This window comes from Clostridium sp. LS (assembly GCF_002760435.1).
GTDB lineage: Bacteria > Bacillota > Clostridia > Clostridiales > Clostridiaceae > Clostridium.
The window spans coordinates 29,755-49,564 of record NZ_AUUU01000056.1; the positions used below are offsets into that span (position 1 = coordinate 29,755).

The window sequence follows — 19,810 nt, forward strand, 5'->3', positions numbered from 1 at the left end:
TATGCAATATAGTATAATGAGTTTGAACAATAACTTAAATTTAAATAAAGTTTTTTATACTTTTAGGAGGTTTTTAATGAAAAAATTATTGATTTTAGATTCAAATTCGCTTATGAATAGGGCTTTCTATGCCTTGCCTCCTCTTACAAATAGTGATGGAATAAATACTAATGCCATTTATGGCTTTGTTAATATGTTATTTAAGATGAAGGATGAAATTAATCCTGACAGCATAATTGCTACATTTGACTTAAAGGCGCCAACCTTTAGGCACAAGGAGTATTCAGATTATAAGGCAGGAAGAAATAAAATGCCGCCAGAACTTGCAGAACAATTTCCTATTATAAAGGAATTATTTAAGTTCATGGGAATAAAGATTTTTGAAGTAGAGGGCTTTGAAGCAGATGACTTAATTGGTACAGTATCTAAATTTGCTGAAGGTAATAATACAGAAGTTTTCATAGTTACAGGAGATAAAGATGCATTACAATTAGCATCTGAGAATACAAAAGTTGTTATTACTAAAAAGGGTGTTAGTGAAACAGCGATTTATGATAAAAAGAGTTTTATGAATGAATTCGAAATAACTCCAGATCAGTTTATTGATGTAAAAGGTCTTATGGGAGATAAATCGGATAATATTCCAGGAGTTCCAGGGGTTGGTGAAAAAACAGCATTTAAGCTAATAAAAGAATATGGATCTATTGAAGAAGTCCTTAAAAATATAGACAAAATTCCAGGGAAAAAACTCAAGGAAAATTTAGAAAATAATGTTGAACAAGCAATATTTTCTAAGAAGTTAGCTACTATCATGAGAGAAGTTCCAATTGATTTGTCTTTAGATGATATTAGTTCTAATAATCATGAAAATATATTAGAAATTAAAAAGATGCTAATAAAGCTTGAAATGAAATCTATTTTATCTAAATTTAAAGATGATACTGCTTATGAGGAATCTAAAGTTGATGTGAAAATTATTAACACAATTGAAGAAATGAAAGCATTATTTTCGGAAAAGAAAAATAGAATTTATATAGATTATACTTTAACAGATGCATCTGTATATTCGAAATTAGAACTTGAAAATTTATATTTAGGTCTAGAAGGCATTGGAATTATTATTAATTTTAAAGACATATACTCTGAAAATAATAAAGAAGCCCTAAAAATTTTAAGAGATTTAATGGAAGATGAGACCATTAATAAAGTCATTCATGATGGTAAAAACTTTGTTACCTTCCTAAATAAAAATGAAATTCAAATTAAAGGTTTTGATTTTGATACTGCAATTGCAGCATATTTAATTGATTCATCAAAGAGTAAATATGAAATTTTAGAGTTAGTCAATCATTATGTTGGAGAGAATCCGAGTGGAGAAGATAGCAATATTAGAGGAATCCTCTGCAGCTATCTGCCAGTGATTTATGAAAAATTAAAGGAGAATCTTCATAAAGAAAATATGGATAAACTTTATTATGAAGTTGAACATCCATTAATTTATGTACTTTCATCTATGGAAAGCATCGGATTTAACATAAATGAAGGTATGTTAGATGAATTACAAGTAAAATTTAGAAAAGAAATTGATGAAACACAAAAGGAAATATTTAAGCTGGCTGATGAAGAATTTAATATAAGTTCACCAAAGCAATTAGGAAAAATATTATTTGAAAAATTAGATTTACCAGTTATTAAAAAGACAAAAACCGGATATTCAACTAATCAGGAAGTCTTAGAAAAGTTAATGAATAAACATGAAATAATACCTAAGATAATATACTATAGACAAATTACTAAAATAAATTCTACATATGTGGAAGGGTTAAAAAATGTAATTGATAAAGATGGACGTATTCATTCTAACTTTAACCAAACTGTAACTACAACAGGTAGATTATCGAGTACTGAGCCTAACTTGCAGAATATTCCTATTAAATATGAAATGGGAAGAGAAATAAGAAAAGTATTCATTCCAATGGAGGAAACTGATATATTAGTTTCTTGCGATTATTCTCAAATTGAATTAAGAGTATTAGCTCATATTGCCGGAGATGAGAATATGATAGATGCATTTGAGAACCATAGTGATATTCATACAAAAACAGCTTCGGAAGTATTTAAGGTTCCGATAGATCAGGTTACTTCTCTTATGAGAAGTAGAGCCAAGGCAGTAAACTTTGGAATAGTTTATGGAATAAGTGCATTTAGTCTCGCTGAAGATTTAAAAATTACTAAAAAAGAAGCTGAAGAATATATGTCTATTTACTTAGAAAGATATCCTAAAATAAAGGAATACCTAGAAAGCGTCGTTAAGGAAGCAGAGGAAAAAGGATATGTATTAACAATCCTAAATAGAAGAAGATTTATTCCAGAAATAAAATCTTCAAATAAAATAGTGAAAGCCTTGGGAGATAGGTTAGCAATGAATGCGCCAATCCAAGGAAGTGCAGCTGATATAATAAAGCTTGCTATGGTTAATGTTTATAATAAATTAAATGAAAAGAACCTAAAAAGTGAATTAATTCTTCAAGTACATGATGAACTTATTTTAAATGTAAAAAAAGATGAATTTGAAGAAGTTAAAAATTTAGTTGCTTATGAAATGGAAAATGCAATTAAATTAAAAGTATCACTTGATGTGGATGTTAACTATGGCAGTACATGGTACGAAGCGAAATAATGAATCTAGAAAATTAACTGTTAACTGTTAATTGTTAACTGTTAACTGAACAAAGGGTGGTTTATATATAAAAATGATTAAGATTGGTTTAACAGGTGGAATTGGTACAGGAAAAAGTACTGTATCTAATATTTTAAAAAGTGAAGGTTTTGTTATTATTGATGCAGATGCTATTTCAAAAGAAGTTCTTGAAAAGAATCCGCAAATATTAGAAATGGTACGCACACAATTTGGAGCAGGTTTTTTTGATTGGAGAGGGGAATTTAGAAGAAAGGAATTTGGGAACCATATTTTTAGATTTCCGAAGCAAAGAATAAAGTATGAAAGTATAATCATCCCTTATATAAAGCAGAGTATTGAGGAGCAAATAAAACAATATGAAAAAAAAGGTGAAAAATTAATTATAATTGATGCTCCGACTTTGATTGAAAATAATATGCATCAAGAAATGGATTATATTATACTTGTATATGCTGACAATTCAGTTCAAATACAAAGAGTTATGGATAGAGATAAATTAACTAAAGCGGAAGCAGTTAGCAGAATAAATTCTCAAATGTCAGTTGAAGAAAAGAAGGAGTTTGCAAATATCATTATTGATAATAATACTGATTTAATTGATACACAAAAGCAAGTTTATGATTTAATTGATTTTATGAAATTAATATGCTAAGTTAAGGAGAAAATAATGAAATTTCTAAAAAAAACCTTTCGTACTCTAATATTCTTATTAGCAGTTATAATAGCAATCGGGATAGGTTCTAGATATGTTATAAAAGAAAAGTTTTTTCCTTATAAGTATAAAGAGTATGTGGATAAGTACAGTTCTCAGTATAATTTAGATCCGCTTTTAGTATTGGCAGTAATAAAGACTGAAAGCAAATTTGATGATGATGCTCATTCACATAAAAATGCTGTAGGACTTATGCAAATAACTGTTGAAACAGGGGAATGGGCAGCTAAAGAAATGGGATATAGCACATTTACTAAAGAAGACCTATATGATGAAGAATACAATATCAAAATGGGATGCTGGTATCTTAGAAGGTTAAATGATACTTTTAATAATGATTTAGATTTAACAATTGCTGCTTACAATGCAGGTCCAACGAATGTACAATCTTGGCTTGTAAATAGCAAGTATTCTTCAGATGGAAAAAGTATTGATTATATACCTTTTGGAGAGACTAAAAAATATGTAGATAAAGTTAATACTTACTATAATGTATATGCATATCTATATAGAAAAAAAGATAGTGATTTTGATGGAGATAAAATAGTCAATTTGATTAAAAGTTTTTTAAATGTACATTTTCTAAGTTAATTACTAACTTTTAAGTTAGTAATTAACTTAAATTATAAATAAAATCTACTTGAAATTTTTCAGAAAATGAATTATTATTAAATAGTTAATTTTACATTTTGCAGGTGTGCTGGAACTGGCAGACAGGCACGTTTGAGGGGCGTGTGTTGAATAACGTACGGGTTCAAGTCCCGTCACCTGCACCAAATTAATAGCTCTTAATCCTAGTAGAATCAATGGGTTAAGAGCTTTTTTTATTTTAGTTGAGGTGGTTATCTTTAGATACTTATTGCTTTTTCTATTTGAGCTTCATTCGTTTTTCGAGTTTTGTTAGAGTAGTAATAATACTCTTTTGTAATTGTTATAGCAGAGTGACCCATCTGCTGCGCAATGGGAATCTCATCTACGCCCTCGTCTGTAACTCTCATAAAAATAATTCTATAGAAATTTATACAGGTACTATAAATTTGGATAAAGGGCTTGTCCATTTTTCAAATATTTGTATTTGAATTGCAATTATAATTCTAATTTCTATTATATCAATAGTGTCATATATGACACCGCATCTGCAAATTGAACTAAGCAATGCACTAATATTCCTAATTTTAGAGAGTCTTTTTTATATACGAAATAGTATAATGGTAATATTGTAGCAATCTTTGTAATAATAAGCCAAGGTGTATAAAGATGGTAAACTGAAAATAATATTACATTAAATAGAACACTATATTTTCCCATCCACTTCATTCGAGCTAGTAAAAATCCTCTGAAGTAAAGCTCCTCAATAATTGGTGCTATAAGTGTAAGAATGAAGAAGTCTACTAAAATTGCTATGATGATATAATTTTTACTAAACAGACTCATATCTTGGATAAAATTATACCAACTTGGAATCCAACAAAATACAGTTTTTAATAAGTAATTTGGAAGTGGCTTTAAAGCAATTAAAAGGATCACTCCTACTATAATCGATGCAAGAGAGTAAAATATAATTACTTTAACCTTCAACTTACCTTTTAAACCTAGTATTTTAAATATATTAAAAGTTCCTTCTTCCTTCTTTGCTACATAAAATAGATAGCCAAGTTCTATAGGAATTGTTGAGAAAATCATAGAAAAGCCTAATATAACTACCCTGGGATATCCTGCTAAGATTCCCACCTTCGAAAAAAATATATACATAATGCTTAACGCAATTCCAGGAAACAGATGAAGAAATATAAGTTTCTTTGTACTCCTGATTTCTTTATCTACATTCATACGCCATTCCCCCTTAAATTTTTGATTACCATAATATAGTAGCACTTGTCGGCCCATATTTCTACAGTAAATCACAAGCCCTGTCGACTCTTTAGGGAGAATGGATGATAAAGTAAAGCACTTGCAGATAAAACGGCTTGAACACTGGGATTTGCGTATAGCGTACAAACCTCCTTTCATGCTTGATTACCTCTTGATTACCTATCCTCAGAAATACCTTATTTATAAGGCTTTACAATAAATATATGGGGTTCAAGTCCCGTCACCTGAACCAAAAAGGAAGTCGTAAACCTAGTTAAATAGGTGTTTCGCAGACAATTGAATAAAACGAAAAAGGCACGTTTGTATACGAATTTGAAGTATATGGACGTGCCTTTTTTCTTCGCCATAAGGCGCGCTGAAGGAGGATTTTATTTGAAAAAGATTGAAATGCAATATACTGCTCAAGGAATAACTCTTGATGAAAGTGTTGATATTTTTGTAAGAAGTTGTGAGATAAAGAATTTAAGAACTGCTGCAGTTCTACATTATGAGAATACATGAGATTAGGATATAAGATTATTGAGCCTAAAGCTTTGATTAATGGCATTATATCTAAATTTAATTGTATTTCAAAAAATGGAGAGTGTAAGGTTTTATTTTATATACCTTTTTTGGAGGCTGGTTAGTTCAAAAATAACTGATAAATTTTCAAACAATATTACTTGTATTGGTTAAAATCAAGAATTGAGATTCTATTATATAAATTCAATGATAAGAAATACTATTTATAGGAGTTCTTTGGAGGTGATACATTTGAAAAAGATTGTGTTTGTAGTAAGTATTTTAACCGTAGCAATATTTTTTATATTTCCATATCATGCATATGCGACTATTATAAAGCAGCAATCTCAAATGGCAGATGAATCAAAAGAAATTATTTATAGAGATGTAGTTCTTTCGCTATTTGTTCCATGTATGCAAGAAGAAATCAATAATTACTACAAAAAGTATTTAATAGAGTCTCCTACAATTGCGCCATATAGTGTTGATATAGTAAATGTTAAGAGATTAAGTGGATATAGAATCCAATTCGAGGTGATTGCACATCCTTACGTTGGACTACATATTACCGTTGGTGATGATAGAATGATAGTTGAGACTGCAGCGGATGGTTCGATTGAGATAAAGAATTTTGAACACATAGAAAGTTATTCATTGCCTTGGAATTGGAAACACATAATAAAGAAATAGTATTAAATTAAATTTATGGCAGAAAAAAATAAATAAAGATCTAAATATCTCATTTTTAAAAGTGAATTTGTGATATTTTTGGATGATATTTTAGTATATAGACATTGATTAATTATTGTTCATAAGTCTAGAGAATATTGCCTGAAATAAAATAGAATGATTAATTTTAATATATTACGCTTCATGTGTAAAATTAGCTATTTTACATAGACTAATTAAAAATATAATGGAGGCGATTATATTGAAAAAGCTAATGTTAGTTGTAGTGTTCGTATTATGCTTAGGGATTTATCCAGAAAAATCTTTTGCAATAGATATAAAACAATATTCCAATGAAGAAATATCTAAATTAAATGAAAATTCAAAAGAAAAAATATATCAAGATTTAATTATTTGTTTATTTAGTCCATACATACAAAAAGAAGTAGATAATTACTATCAAGAATACTTAAGTGAAATGCCAACCGTTTTTCCAGATAGCATTGATGTAATAAATATTAAAAGAGAAAGTGGATATGGAATTCAATCAGAACTTATAGTACACCCATTCGTTGGACCTTATAATTATGTTGGAGATGATAGAATAATAATTGAAACAGGAGCTTATGGATATGTAAAGGTTGTTAAGTTTGAACATCTTAAAAGTTATAAGTTGCCCTGGAATTGGCAGCATATAATAAAAAAATCATAACTCGCAGGTCGAGAACAAATAAATTAAGAATGCTTCCTAATCTATTGCAATATATTATATCGTTATACATGATGATATAATATATGGTTGGAGGAAATTAATATGTCAGGGGAGTTAACGGGACTTATTATAACTAGATCAGATAAAAGCTATAATCTTGTTCGGAGGGATGAAAATTTATATTTTAGTTATTACCCAATGTTAATAGTATATCCTAGTAATGTAACAGATGTAGTTAATGCAGTAAATTGGGGGAGAAAGCAAGGCTTAAATATACGTTGTAGAAGCGGTGGTCATAACTATGAATCATTTTCTGTGGGAGATGATATTATTGTCATAGATGTTTCTAATTTACTTAACTTTGAAATAGATACTAATAAAGGTTATGTGAGAATAGGGGGAGGATATAATCTATATCAACTTTATAACAAGGTGGCCAAATTTGGCTTTGCATTTGTCGGAGGAAGTTGTGGATCTGTTGGTGTTTCGGGAATTACATTAGGAGGAGGAGTTGGATTTTTACAAAGACAATATGGGTTAGTATGTGATAATTTGGTAGAAGCACAAATAGTAGATGCTTCTTGTAGTGTAATAACTGCTAATTCATATCAAAATCAAGATTTACTTGCAGCATTAAGAGGAGCGGGGAGTAACAATTTTGGGGTAGTAGTATCAATGACTTTTAAAGTATATCCGGTCTATAATGTAACAGAATTGACTGCTGAATGGCCTAAAGAGAGAAGATATGAAGTGATTCAAGCATTTCAAAAGGCAGGAGAATATTTAGATAATAGATATACGATCAAAATTTCTATAAAAGAGCGTACCATTGGGTTATATGGATTAGGCTTAAGAAGTACGGAAAAAGAAATGGAAGAGGCTTTAAGCGTTTTATTAAAAATTCCTAACAAAATTAACTATACAATAAAGCATATTGGTTTTAAGGAATATGTACAGAAATGTCCAGAATTTGAGCCTTCACCAAAAGGATTTAAAATTACAGGATTATTCGCATATAAGCAATTAGGAAAGGAACCTTGCCAAATACTATTCGACTATTTAGATAATGTACCGCCTATACAGCCGCCCATAGAAATTGGATTTCTCCTATTAGGGGGGAAAATTGCAGAAAATAAATATTTACCTAGTGCTTATCCTCATAGAGATGCTAAAATATTAGTGCAAATTAATGCCGAATGGAATCTTGGGTATAGCATGTATGCTGATGCTACAATTAAATGGGTAAATAATTTAAGAAAATCTTTACTTCCATATGCAGGTTTTGGATATCTTAACTATTGCGATATTAATATACCTAATTATTTGTATAATTATTTTGGAAATAACGCATCCTGGTTAAAAACTGTAAAAGAAAAGTATGACCCGTGTAACTTATTTTATTATCCTCAAGGAATAAATTTATAGACATTAGATACATTAAATTCTAAAACCAATTTTAATATAGAAAAGCAGTAGCAAGGAGCAATTCAACTACTGCTTATTTTTTAAAACATAATATTTGTATAACAAAATATGTTATATTTATAATATTATGTTAAAATGTAATAAAGAATAAATAAGATAAAAGATGCTAAGAAAATGGAGAGTTATAAGATTAAAGCTATTATATTCGATTGTGAGATACCCTAATGCGCTATTCTAATAATGAAAATTATCCTAATCAGTTAAAGTTATAAATTCTAAAGGCTAAGCGTTTAATTTTTTTGTGATAGTAACAGGATTAATTATTGCGAAAAACAGAATATAAGAATCAAAAATATTGGACAATCCATTTTAAATATGCATGAGTTAATAAAGCAAAGAATATAATGAAAGGAGAATTAACCAGGTGCATGAAAAAATAGTAGTTAGTAATGAGGTATTTAAATAAGGATGTGATGCAATGTCGTTTTTACAATTTAATTTTTGGCTTTTTTTGTGCATATTAATCTTGGCATATTATTTTTTGCCTAAAAAATTCCAATGGATATGTTTACTTTGTGGCAGCTATGTCTTCTATTTATTCACTGGGATAAAGACAATTGGGTATATACTCTTTACAACACTCAGTGTTTGGATTGGTGCAGTACTCATTACCAAAATTAATGAGCAGAAAGAGAATGAATTAATTAAAAATAAAGAAACTCTTACACCAGAAATTAAAAAGAATATAAAAGCCAAGGCAAAGAAAAAACAAAAAATAATTTTCTTGTGTGTTTTGTTAATTAATTTTGGAATCCTTGGATTTTTGAAGTATTTTAATTTTATTGCAGAAAATATTACTTGGTTATTTAATGTATCAACAGGAAATAAAATAGAACCTATTATGTTAGGACTATTGCTGCCACTTGGTATATCATTTTATACATTTCAATCAATTGGATATTTAATTGATGTATATAATGGTAAGTATAAGGCTGAAAAAAATCTGCTTAAATTTGCATTGTTTGTTTCTTTTTTTCCGCAAATAGTGCAGGGGCCAATTAATAGATTTGATACACTAGCAAATCAATTATATGAACCTCATAAATTTGACCTGAAAAAATTTGAATATGGGCTGCAATTAATTTTATGGGGACTATTTAAAAAAATGATAATAGCAGATAGAGCAATTGCAGTAGTTAATGAAGTCTTTAATCATTATGACAAATATGGTGGGGGAATCACAATATTTGGAATACTGTTTTATTCACTGCAACAATATACTGATTTCTCTGGCGGAATAGATGTAGCAACTGGAATAGCTGAACTACTGGGAATTAATATGTCTATAAATTTCAAACGCCCTTATTTTTCAATTTCCTTATCGGAATTCTGGCGTAGGTGGCATATTACACTAGGTTCTTGGATGCGGGATTATATTTTTTATCCTCTGGCACTTACAAAAAAGATGTCTCAAATAGGTAAACTATCAAATAAATATATTGGAAAAAGGGCAGGAAAAATTATTCCGGTTGCTATTTCTAATATTGTAGTGTTTTTAGTAGTTGGGATTTGGCATGGACCATATTGGCATTATGTGGTATGGGGATTGTACAATGGTATCATAATTGCCTTTAGTGCTGTTCTGGAACCTTTTTATATATGGTTAAAAAAAATAACTAAAGTAAATACTGATTGTTTTTCATATCATTTATTTAGGATACTAAGGACATTCTTTATTGTAAACTTGGGGTGGTATTTTGATAGAGCAGATAGCTTACAGGTATCATTTTATATGCTGCATAGTACCATAATGAATTTTAATATTAACCAATTGGCTGATGGAACAATTCTTAAACTCGGATTAACGGAATTTGATTTTAATGTTTTATTTGTGGCAACTATTGTTCTTGTTGTGATAAGTGTAATGCAGGAAAATGGAATAAAAATTCGGGAGTTTTTGTCTGAACAAAATTTGGTTTTTAGATGGATATTATTGTACGTGTTGATTTTTGCCATTATCGGATTGGATGCTAGTTCTAAAAACTTACTAGGAGGTTTTATGTATGCACAGTTCTAGAGCTGCTTGGTTTAGGGCAATAGCATTTGTAATAGTATTTATTATTATAAACTATGCTTTAACATTTATATTTGTTCCAAAAGCCGGAGTCGAAAGAATGACAATGCGCGAAATGTATTCACAAAAAGAAAATATAGATGTAGCGTTTGTAGGTGCATCATTATCTGATAGAGATATAAATCCATATATTATGGATAAAGAACTAGGCTGTAATACTTTTGATTATGCATTTCCTCAACAAATGTATACTGGGACATACTATTCTTTGAAAGAATTATTTAATTATCATAAGCCTAAATTAATTATTTTAACAGCAGAGCCAATTAATTATACAACAAAGGAAGAAAAACCACTAATATACCTTTTATCTGCACCATATATTAAATCATTTATTGATAAGATAGAATATTATTTTGCTGTCTCATCACAGGATGGAGCTTATTTAGATAGATTGTTTGAATGGCGTGGATATAATGTAAAATCAATGCAAGATGCAATAAAGAATATTTATGGAAAGTTAGATTCATCCTATGTTAATTACCCAGAACCTGGACAAGTAGAGGCTCTTGAAAATAATAAAAGTGGGTATATAGGAAAAGGTGGATATAGAGTTAATCCTAGTGATTCAAAAGGGACTATTAGTTATGATAACTTAAAAAGTTCTTATGACACCAGAAACATAAGTGATATACAAGAAACAAATGTAGAATATCTAAAAAAGATATCTGAACTGTGTAAAGCTAATAATTGTCAATTAATTCTTTTGACTCCACCAGCTCCAGTATTTCAAGTACTTAGAATAAAGAATTATTTTGAGTTTGATAATGAGATTGCTAAAATTGCGAAGAATTTAAATATTGAATATTATAATTATAACTTAATTAAACCTCAATTACTTACACTAAAGGGAGAGTATTTTAGTGATTCCGAGCATTTTAATAGCAATGGAGCAGAAGCTTTTTCAAAATCCTTAGCTGAATTCTTGAAATTGAGGCAGAACGGTGAGGATATGAACAAATATTTTTATACTCCAGAGGAATACTCTACATCTATAAATTATGTTGCACTTACTTGGTTTACCTTTACAAAGAAGGATAACAAAATAACATTAACAGCAAATTCTTTTCATGGAAGTAAGGTTGTACCAGAATATCAGTATATATTAACAGATTCAGAGACTGGTGAACAACATATAATACGAGATTATGATAAAAATTCAACTTTTGTTTTTGATCCTTCAGCATATAAAAAATATAAAATACGTGTAAATGCTCGAGTGTGTGGAGCTAATAATGATAAATTAACTAGATATTATGAAGAAGAAATTTCAAAATAATAATTTATAAAAGATGGAGGAAATAATATGGAAAAAAATATTCTAGCATATCTTGAAAAATCTGAACAGGCATTTCCAGATAAAATTGCTTTTTCTGATAATAAATATGAACTGACATACCATGAGTTAGCTGAAGAGGCCCGAAGTATAGGAAGTTTTCTTATAGAAAAAATAGGAACACGCAGAGCAGTTGTTGTTTATATGGAAAAAGGTGCGCGGAATATTGCAGCCTTTATGGGTGCTGCATATGCGGGATGTTTTTATGTGACTTTGGATGCTCAGATGCCTATGGAACGCATTAATATAATACTAAAAACTCTGCAGCCAGCCGCTGTAATTTATGATGAAAATACTGAAAAGTTTCTTTCTCTTATGGAAACAGGCTGCATAAAAGTACCCTATGATGAAATTTGTATGCTGCCAAAGGATACGGAGAAATTGCAGAGTGTTAGAAGAAAAATGATTGACACAGATCCTTTATACATTCTTTTTACAAGTGGATCAACAGGAATTCCTAAAGGTGTTATTGTATGTCATCGTTCAGTAATTGATTATGCTGATTGGGTTGTTAAAACATTCAATTTGAATGAAAGCACTGTTTTTGGAAATCAGACACCATTTTATTTTAGCATGTCTGTATTAGATATATTTGCAACAATTCGAAGTGGTGCAACATTGCATATTATCCCTAAAATGTTGTTTTCGTTTCCAATAAAACTATTGGAGTATGTAAGAGAAAAGGAAATTAATACAATCTATTGGGTTCCTTCAGCATTAAGTATAGTAGCAAATTTAGGAGCTTTAGATGTTGTAAAACTACCTAATTTGAAAAAAATTTTATTTGCAGGAGAAACAATGCCAACTAAACAACTTAATACTTGGCGCAAACATGTTCCAGATGCAATCTATGCAAACTTGTTTGGACCTACTGAGATTACGGATATTGGGATTTATTATATAGTAGATAGAGAATTTAATGATGATGAACCTATTCCAATAGGAATTCCATGTGACAATGTTGATGCGCTTGTTGTAGATGAAAATGGAAAGCTTGTTGAAGAATGTGGAAAGATTGGTGAATTATTAATTCGTGGCTCTTTTTTAGCTTGTGGGTATTACAACAATCCACAAAAAACAAAGGAAGTATTTATTCAAAATCCATTGAATAATAGTTATCCTGAAACAGTTTATTGTACAGGTGACTTAGTTTATTGGAATGAAAACAGGGAATTAGTATACGTATCTCGTAAAGATTTTCAAATTAAACATATGGGTAACCGTATAGAGTTAGGTGAAATAGAAAATGCAATGAGCGCATTAGATGGTGTGGACATGTGTTGCTGCTTATATAATAAGAAAAATGATCAAATTGTTGCAGTATATTCAGGAAATTTAGAAAAGACCAAGCTGTCTCAGCTTTTAAAGAAAAAGTTACCGCGTTATATGATACCGAATGTTTGCTATAATAGGGAAAGCATGCCTATTAATATGAATGGAAAAATTGATCGTAAAAAGTTAAATGACGAATATATAAAATAATTATGTCTATCAATAATTATTGCAAAAAAGGAGAATTATTATGGAAAAATTAATAGAATTATTAAAGGGTGTTAGGGATGACGTTGATTTTGACAAGTGTACAACATTGGTTGATGAAGGAATTTTAGATTCATTTGATATTGTTGAAATTATTAATGTAATTGATGAAGAATACGGTGTTGAGATCCCAGCTATCGAAATAGTTCCTGAAAACTTTAATAGTGCAGAGGCAATTTTAAAGATGATTCAGCGCTTGCAAGAAGAATAAATATTAAACTTGAAAAATGATACTCGGTAAAATGGTAAGCAGGCTTTATGTCTGTGTTATTAAAATATAATATATAAATAAACCTCAGTAAAATCTATAAATTAGGTTTTACTGAGGTTTTGAATGTGTTACCGAATTACAGTTAAGTAAAAAATAATTAAATCTAAAAATAAGAAATGACTTTTAGTCATTTTTTGTGTTATAATTTTAGAAAGAAGCTAGACTTTATTTAGTTTATTACATATTATTCGATATTTATAATAGAGAGATAACATGCGAAAATTTGGCATTAATTATTATTGATTTACATATACCTAGAGTTAGGCAGCTCTTAAAATTCATAAAAATTTTAACATCAATTAAGGCACCATTAAGTGAAATTTTGTTAAATAGAGGGATAAGGTATGAGAAATATAATAGAAATATTTAAGAGAGATATTAAGAGGATAGTTACTAATTGGATTACAGTCGTTGTAGTAACAGCTTTAGTGATAATCCCTTCTTTATATTCCTTAATAAATATAGAGGCATCTTGGGATCCATATTCTAATACTAGCGGCATAAAAGTTGCAGTTATAAATGAAGATAAGGGTACCGTCTTTAAAGATCATGACATAAATATAGGAAATGAACTAGTTGATAAGCTTAAAGATAATGATAAGCTAGGCTGGGTTTTTGTTGATAAGGAAAATGCTAAGGAAGGCCTAATAATGGAAAAATATTATGCAACTATTGAGATTCCAGAAGATTTTTCTGAGGATGTCACTACTTTAGCAAAGAAGAATATAGTAAAGCCTCAGCTAATATATACAGTGAATGAAAAGAAAAATGTCATAGCGTCTAAAATAACAGACTCAGGCGTAAAGTCAGTTCAAAATGAGCTGGATAAGAATATAACAAAAACTATTTCGGGAATAGTCTTCAGATTATGTGATGAAATAGGCGTAGATATAGAGAATAACCGGTCTGAACTCAGAAATATAATGGATTCTGTGTATAAATTAGATGATAATATGCCGGAACTCGAAAAAGTATTAGATGAAGCTATAAATGGGACAATAAGTGCTTCTGAATTACTGAATAAGACTAATGAGATTTTACCAACAATATCAGATACTATTGATGGAACTTCGGAATTTTTAAATAGTACCCAAAGCTTTTTAGATGAGACCCAAAATAATTTACAGAAGGATTCTCCAATGATTAAGGATGATTTAGTTAAATCAGAAAATATGCTTGACACTGCGGGAGTAGAGCTTGGTAATATTGATGATAAAATATTACCTGAAACTGAAAAGAAAACATTATTACAAGCTCGGGATACAGCAAATGCTACTAAAGTCAGTGTAGAGGATGCTAAGTCTAGACTTAAAAAAATAAAAAAAGCTATAGATAAAATTAGTGAAATACAAATACCTAGTCCTTCAATTGATCAATCTATCCAGGGCTCAGAACAAATAGCTAAAATTCAGGAAAGCATTGATAAGCAAGTAGACGCACTGAAAAATGCTCAAGATGCACTAAAGGAAGAAAGTAAGACAATTTCTAAAATAATAGATAGGTTAGATACTGTAGATGATAATCTTGATAAGTTACTCAACAGAATTAATGGCGATCTTGATAAATTAAATAATGGAGAAAAACTATTAGATACGCAAAATCTTACTGATACTAGAAAAGTATTAGATGATGCCCATACGTTAATTTCTAATATTACAGATAGCTATGATTCTGAAATTACACCAACAGTTGATAAGGGGTTTGACTCCATGAGAGAGATTTTAGACAATGGATTAAATTTATCCGCTCAAGGAAAGAAGACATTACCAGAAGTTCAAGAAATGGTGGATACATTTAAGAATACATCAGATTTATCTAATGACGAATTAAATAAATTAAAAGATAAGTTTCCAGGCATAAAGGATAATGTTCATGAGTTAGCAGTGAGGTTAAAAAAGATAGATAATAAAGAGGACATTGATGAGTTGTTAGATATGATAACAAATAATTGGGATAATCAAAGCGATTTTTTATCTAGCCCTGTAGAGGTTGAGGATAATAGAATGTTCCCTTGGCCTAATTATGGATCTACTGTAACACCATTTTATACAGTTCTTTGTTTATGGATTGGTGGATATGTACTTTCAGTATTAATTGGGACTGAATCAGAACCTTTAGAGGAAGGCAAAGAATTAAAGAATTATGAAAAATATTTTGGAAGATTAACATTATTCATATTCATTGCAATAGGACAAGCGATAGTAGCAAGTTCTGGAGCATTGCTTTTATTACATTCTTATGCGGTTCACCCTGTAATGTTTGTTCTATATAGTGTGTTCATAAGTATAGTGTTTAACTGCATAATTTATACTGCTGTAAGCCTCTTTGGATATGGTGGGATAGTAATGGGAGTGGTATTACTTGTTTTACAAGTTGCTGGAACTAGTGGTAACTTTCCTATAGAGGTTAATCCGGTAGGTTTCCAAGAATTATTTCCATTTCTTCCGTTTACTTACGCTATAAGCGGTGTAAGACAAATACTAGCAGGAATAGTTTATTCAATATTATTAAGAGATAGTGTTATTTTGTGTATATTCATGATAGGCTCAATTACCATTGGAGTGCTATTTAAAGAAAAGGTGAATACAAAAAGGTCAGACATTGTTAAAATGTTAAAGGAAAGTTCCATAATGAATGGTTAGAATAATTTATATTGTGAATATCAGAGGAATTAGTTATGAAAAATGTATTTAGAATTTATAAAAGGGATATTAACAGAATACGCACCAATTGGGTAGCAAGACTTATGATTATAGTGATTATTATTATTCCATCCATGTATTCGCTGATAAATATTAAGGCATCATGGGAGCCGTATTCTAATACAAGTGGAATTAAGATTGCGGTTATTAATGAGGATAAAGGAACGATTTTTAAGGATAAAGATATTAATTTAGGTAACGAATTAGTAGATAAATTAAAAGAGAATAACAAGTTAGGCTGGGTTTTTACAGATAAGGATAATGGAAAAAAAGATTTGTTGCAAGAAAAGTATTATGCAACAATTGAAATTCCAGAAGATTTTTCTAAGGATGCAACTACACTAGTTGAAAAAGATATTAAAAAGCCAAAACTTATATATACAGTAAATGAAAAGAAAAATGCTGTGGCTCCTAAAATGACAGATTCAGGAATAAAGACTGTACAAAATGAATTGGATCAAAACGTAATAAAAACTGTTTCAGGAACATTAATTAGAATTTGCAGTGAAAAGGGTGTTGACATACAAGATAATAGATCCAAACTTAGAAAAATTGTAGATAATATTTATGAATTAGATGACAATATGTCAGAGCTAGATGAACTTTTGGGCAGTGCTGCCAGTGGGACGGAAGATCTTCAAAAGGTACTTACTAAGACTAATGATATGCTGCCAACAATATCAGATACCCTTGATTCTTCTGAAGATTTTTTAAATAATAGTAAGTCGGTTTTAGATGATACCCAAGGGCAATTAGCCAATATTTCTCCAACAATAAAAGAGGATTTGGTGAAATCAGAAAATATTCTTGATAATTCAAGTGTGGAGCTTAAAAATTTAGATAAAAATATATTGCCTGAAACGGCCAAAAAGACGCTGCTAAATGTGCGTGACTCTGCAAAGGCAACAAAAGAAACCCTTAAGGATACAGAAACTAAGCTTAATAGCATAAAGAAATTTATTGATACATTAAGTAAAATAAAAATCCAAATACCTGCTCTTGGTAATAATGTTATTAATTCAGAGCAAATTAAATCATTGCAAGATCAACTAGATAAACAAGCAAGTGCACTGAATAGTATGCAGGATAATTTAAAAGATATAAGTAAAATAATTTCAGATACTACAGATAAGTTAAGCACTATAGAGGATAAATTGCAAGTTGTTGTAGACAAATCTGACGAAGAAATTGATAAGATAGATAATGAAGGGCTAAATACTCAAACTTTAAAGGATGTCATAAAAGTATTAGATGAAGCTCATACTTTAGTTGCAGACATTACAGATAGTTATGATTCAGAAATTGTACCAGGCGTAGAAAAAGGAATTAATTTAACGAGAGATGTTTTGGATAATAGTCTATCTATTGTGGATGAGGGGAGAAAAACATTACCGGATGTAGAAAAATTGCTAAGCATATCACAAGATGCTGCACATTTATCTAATGATGAATTAAATAACTTAAGAGATAAATTTCCTGAAGCCAGAGATAAAGTACATAAATTAGCAGATAAACTTAGAGAAATGGACGAGGATGATAAAATTGATGAATTACTAGATGTAATAACAAACAACTGGGAAAATCAAAGTGATTTTTTAGCTAGTCCAGTTGAAATTCAAGATAATAGATTGTTTCCTTGGGTTAATTATGGAACTGCTACAACGCCATTCTATACAGTACTTTGCTTATGGGTTGGAGGATTATTAGGATCAGCCTTGTTATCTCTAGAAGCACCAGAATTTGAAGACGGAACAAAGATTAGGCCCCATGAAATGTACCTAGGTAAATTACTAATATTTTTATCTATTGGCGTCTGTCAAGCACTTATTGCAAGTTTTGGAGCATTATTTGTATTAAAGAGCTATTCTGTTCACCCAATCATGTTTGTATTATTTAGTATATTTGTAAGTATAATATTTGTTATTATTATATATACTGCTGCAAGTTTATTAGAGGCTGTAGGAAAGGCTATAATTGTAGTTATATTAGTATTACAAATGGCAGGAGCAGGAGGAAATTTCCCAATTGAAGTAACTCCAGTATTATTTCAAAAAATATATCCATTTTTACCTTTTACCTATGCTATAAGTGCAATGAGACAGATTATGGCAGGGATCATATATCCAATATTGCTGAAGGATATGGGAATATTGAGTATTTATGCTATAGCAGCCTTAATAATGGGAGTATTCCTTAAAGGAAAAATAAACAAATTTACAGAAAAAAATATGAAAAAACTTAATATGAGTGGAATATTACGGCATTAGATATTGGACTCAAGAAAAAATAACAGGTCTATCTGTCTTTATTCATAAATTGCAATATGTAAACATATATTAAATCAAATATGTAATGTTATAATTATATAAACTTTGAGGTGATATATTATATGAAAGGTAAGTTGAAGAATAAAAGAAAAGTTAGGATTATTCCCTTAATAATATCTATAGCTATTCCACTTATTTTAGGTGGATTGACAACAGTGATTATACCTAATATTCAAGCAATATATGAAGGCTTAACAAAACCAGCATTTTTTCCTCCAGCATTTGTGTTTCCAATTGTTTGGAGTATTCTTTACATACTTATGGGAATAGCAGCCTATAAAGTGTATATTCTAAAGTATGATAATATTGATGTAAGTTCAGCAATATTTGTTTATGGAATACAACTATTATTAAACTTTTTATGGACAATAATATTCTTTGGATTTAGGCTTTATGGACTAGCATTTTTAGAGCTTATTATATTAATCTTATTTGTATTATTAACAATAAAAAGATTTTATGAGAAAGCTGGCAAAAAAGCAGCTCTCTTACTACTTCCATACCTAATATGGCTTATCTATGCCGGAGTTTTAAACTTCTTTATTTGGATGTTAAACGAAATGTAATAAAATAAAAATTCACTTTAAATATAGCTTAACCGAAATGAGTAACATACTTTTGTTCCAGTTTCTAAGGAATTTTGATGGATGATTCTAAGAACAAAAGTGTCTTACTCATTTCTATTTAAGCTATATTTAAAAGCATAAGTTTAAAGGTAATTTATATAGATAGACACTTAAGTTTTTTAAAAAAATATTTCGAAATAAATCTTATTATATAAATATACTTACATATTTACTAAAACTTAATATGGATATATTTACCAGAAATCATAAATATTTTTATGAAAAAGACATTTGAAAATGAGCTGTTAAAGGTTCTTAGTTGTAGGTTGTTCCACTTTAGCTT

The 19,810-nt window shown here is 29.5% G+C and carries 16 protein-coding genes and 1 tRNA gene; 15 read left to right on the forward strand and 2 right to left on the reverse strand.

Features of this window, described 5'->3' with window-relative positions; all coding sequences use genetic code 11:
• Positions 1-76 precede the first annotated feature (76 nt).
• The 4 genes from polA to COL3_RS14495 all read left to right on the forward strand — a co-directional run bounded on the left by polA (position 77) and on the right by COL3_RS14495 (position 4,189).
• The gene (polA, locus tag COL3_RS14480; RefSeq protein WP_008429733.1) at positions 77-2,680 is read left to right on the forward strand and encodes a DNA polymerase I; all 2,604 of its coding nucleotides are present in this window, start codon (positions 77-79) and stop codon (positions 2,678-2,680) included.
• Between the two features lie 73 nt (positions 2,681-2,753).
• Positions 2,754-3,353 (forward strand): dephospho-CoA kinase, encoded by a 600-nt coding sequence (gene coaE, locus COL3_RS14485; protein WP_008429731.1) that lies wholly within the window; start codon positions 2,754-2,756, stop codon positions 3,351-3,353.
• A gap of 15 nt (positions 3,354-3,368) precedes the next feature.
• Positions 3,369-4,004 (forward strand): lytic transglycosylase domain-containing protein, encoded by a 636-nt coding sequence (locus COL3_RS14490; RefSeq protein ID WP_008429729.1) that lies wholly within the window; start codon positions 3,369-3,371, stop codon positions 4,002-4,004.
• 100 nt (positions 4,005-4,104) lie between these two features.
• Positions 4,105-4,189, forward strand: a tRNA-Leu gene (locus COL3_RS14495).
• Positions 4,190-4,261: 72 nt separating this feature from the next.
• Here the strand turns inward: COL3_RS14495 and COL3_RS28830 are convergent.
• Both COL3_RS28830 and COL3_RS14500 read right to left on the reverse strand, forming a co-directional pair.
• Positions 4,262-4,411: a hypothetical protein gene (locus COL3_RS28830; protein ID WP_180277946.1), complete on the reverse strand. Its 150-nt coding sequence runs from the start codon at positions 4,409-4,411 to the stop codon at positions 4,262-4,264.
• A gap of 106 nt (positions 4,412-4,517) precedes the next feature.
• Entirely contained in the window at positions 4,518-5,243 is a 726-nt protein-coding gene (locus COL3_RS14500) for a CPBP family intramembrane glutamic endopeptidase (protein ID WP_008429726.1), read from the reverse strand.
• 414 nt (positions 5,244-5,657) lie between these two features.
• On the opposite strand from COL3_RS14500, the gene COL3_RS29595 reads away from it, so the two are divergent.
• The 11 genes from COL3_RS29595 (at position 5,658) to COL3_RS14550 (ending at position 19,467) form a co-directional block, all read left to right on the forward strand.
• A complete protein-coding gene (locus COL3_RS29595) occupies positions 5,658-5,786 on the forward strand; it encodes a hypothetical protein (RefSeq protein WP_278286673.1) in 129 nt (42 codons plus the stop codon).
• A 252-nt stretch (positions 5,787-6,038) separates the two neighbouring features.
• Positions 6,039-6,476, forward strand: a complete 438-nt coding sequence (locus COL3_RS14505) for a DUF3888 domain-containing protein (RefSeq protein WP_242982138.1) — start codon at positions 6,039-6,041, stop codon at positions 6,474-6,476.
• A gap of 241 nt (positions 6,477-6,717) precedes the next feature.
• Entirely contained in the window at positions 6,718-7,167 is a 450-nt protein-coding gene (locus tag COL3_RS14510; RefSeq protein ID WP_008429718.1) for a DUF3888 domain-containing protein, read from the forward strand.
• Between the two features lie 102 nt (positions 7,168-7,269).
• The gene (locus COL3_RS14515) at positions 7,270-8,592 is read left to right on the forward strand and encodes an FAD-binding oxidoreductase (protein ID WP_008429716.1); all 1,323 of its coding nucleotides are present in this window, start codon (positions 7,270-7,272) and stop codon (positions 8,590-8,592) included.
• Between the two features lie 478 nt (positions 8,593-9,070).
• Entirely contained in the window at positions 9,071-10,669 is a 1,599-nt protein-coding gene (locus tag COL3_RS14520; protein ID WP_008429714.1) for an MBOAT family O-acyltransferase, read from the forward strand.
• A complete protein-coding gene (locus COL3_RS14525) occupies positions 10,656-12,005 on the forward strand; it encodes a hypothetical protein (RefSeq protein ID WP_008429712.1) in 1,350 nt (449 codons plus the stop codon). The genes COL3_RS14520 and COL3_RS14525 overlap by 14 nt, the downstream gene beginning before the upstream one ends.
• Before the next feature lie 27 nt (positions 12,006-12,032).
• Positions 12,033-13,544, forward strand: coding sequence for an amino acid adenylation domain-containing protein (locus COL3_RS14530; RefSeq protein ID WP_008429710.1), 1,512 nt, complete (start codon positions 12,033-12,035; stop codon positions 13,542-13,544).
• 40 nt (positions 13,545-13,584) lie between these two features.
• Positions 13,585-13,812, forward strand: a complete 228-nt coding sequence (locus COL3_RS14535; protein ID WP_008429709.1) for an acyl carrier protein — start codon at positions 13,585-13,587, stop codon at positions 13,810-13,812.
• Positions 13,813-14,216: 404 nt separating this feature from the next.
• Positions 14,217-16,514, forward strand: coding sequence for a YhgE/Pip domain-containing protein (locus tag COL3_RS14540; protein ID WP_008429708.1), 2,298 nt, complete (start codon positions 14,217-14,219; stop codon positions 16,512-16,514).
• A 35-nt stretch (positions 16,515-16,549) separates the two neighbouring features.
• A complete protein-coding gene (locus COL3_RS14545; protein ID WP_008429707.1) occupies positions 16,550-18,841 on the forward strand; it encodes a YhgE/Pip domain-containing protein in 2,292 nt (763 codons plus the stop codon).
• Positions 18,842-18,963: 122 nt separating this feature from the next.
• The gene (locus COL3_RS14550) at positions 18,964-19,467 is read left to right on the forward strand and encodes a TspO/MBR family protein (protein WP_008429706.1); all 504 of its coding nucleotides are present in this window, start codon (positions 18,964-18,966) and stop codon (positions 19,465-19,467) included.
• Positions 19,468-19,810: the final 343 nt, after the last annotated feature.

Excerpts from the sequence above, each read along its gene's own strand:
- polA (WP_008429733.1), top strand. The coding sequence starts at position 77 with ATGAAAAAATTATTGATTTTAGATTCAAATTCGCTTATGAATAGGGCT.
- coaE (WP_008429731.1), top strand. The coding sequence starts at position 2,754 with ATGATTAAGATTGGTTTAACAGGTGGAATTGGTACAGGAAAAAGTACT.
- COL3_RS14490 (WP_008429729.1), top strand. The coding sequence starts at position 3,369 with ATGAAATTTCTAAAAAAAACCTTTCGTACTCTAATATTCTTATTAGCA.
- COL3_RS28830 (WP_180277946.1), bottom strand. The coding sequence starts at position 4,411 with ATGAGAGTTACAGACGAGGGCGTAGATGAGATTCCCATTGCGCAGCAG.
- COL3_RS14500 (WP_008429726.1), bottom strand. The coding sequence starts at position 5,243 with ATGAATGTAGATAAAGAAATCAGGAGTACAAAGAAACTTATATTTCTT.
- COL3_RS14515 (WP_008429716.1), top strand. The coding sequence starts at position 7,270 with ATGTCAGGGGAGTTAACGGGACTTATTATAACTAGATCAGATAAAAGC.
- COL3_RS14520 (WP_008429714.1), top strand. The coding sequence starts at position 9,071 with ATGTCGTTTTTACAATTTAATTTTTGGCTTTTTTTGTGCATATTAATC.
- COL3_RS14525 (WP_008429712.1), top strand. The coding sequence starts at position 10,656 with ATGCACAGTTCTAGAGCTGCTTGGTTTAGGGCAATAGCATTTGTAATA.
- COL3_RS14530 (WP_008429710.1), top strand. The coding sequence starts at position 12,033 with ATGGAAAAAAATATTCTAGCATATCTTGAAAAATCTGAACAGGCATTT.
- COL3_RS14535 (WP_008429709.1), top strand. The coding sequence starts at position 13,585 with ATGGAAAAATTAATAGAATTATTAAAGGGTGTTAGGGATGACGTTGAT.
- COL3_RS14540 (WP_008429708.1), top strand. The coding sequence starts at position 14,217 with ATGAGAAATATAATAGAAATATTTAAGAGAGATATTAAGAGGATAGTT.
- COL3_RS14545 (WP_008429707.1), top strand. The coding sequence starts at position 16,550 with ATGAAAAATGTATTTAGAATTTATAAAAGGGATATTAACAGAATACGC.
- COL3_RS14550 (WP_008429706.1), top strand. The coding sequence starts at position 18,964 with ATGAAAGGTAAGTTGAAGAATAAAAGAAAAGTTAGGATTATTCCCTTA.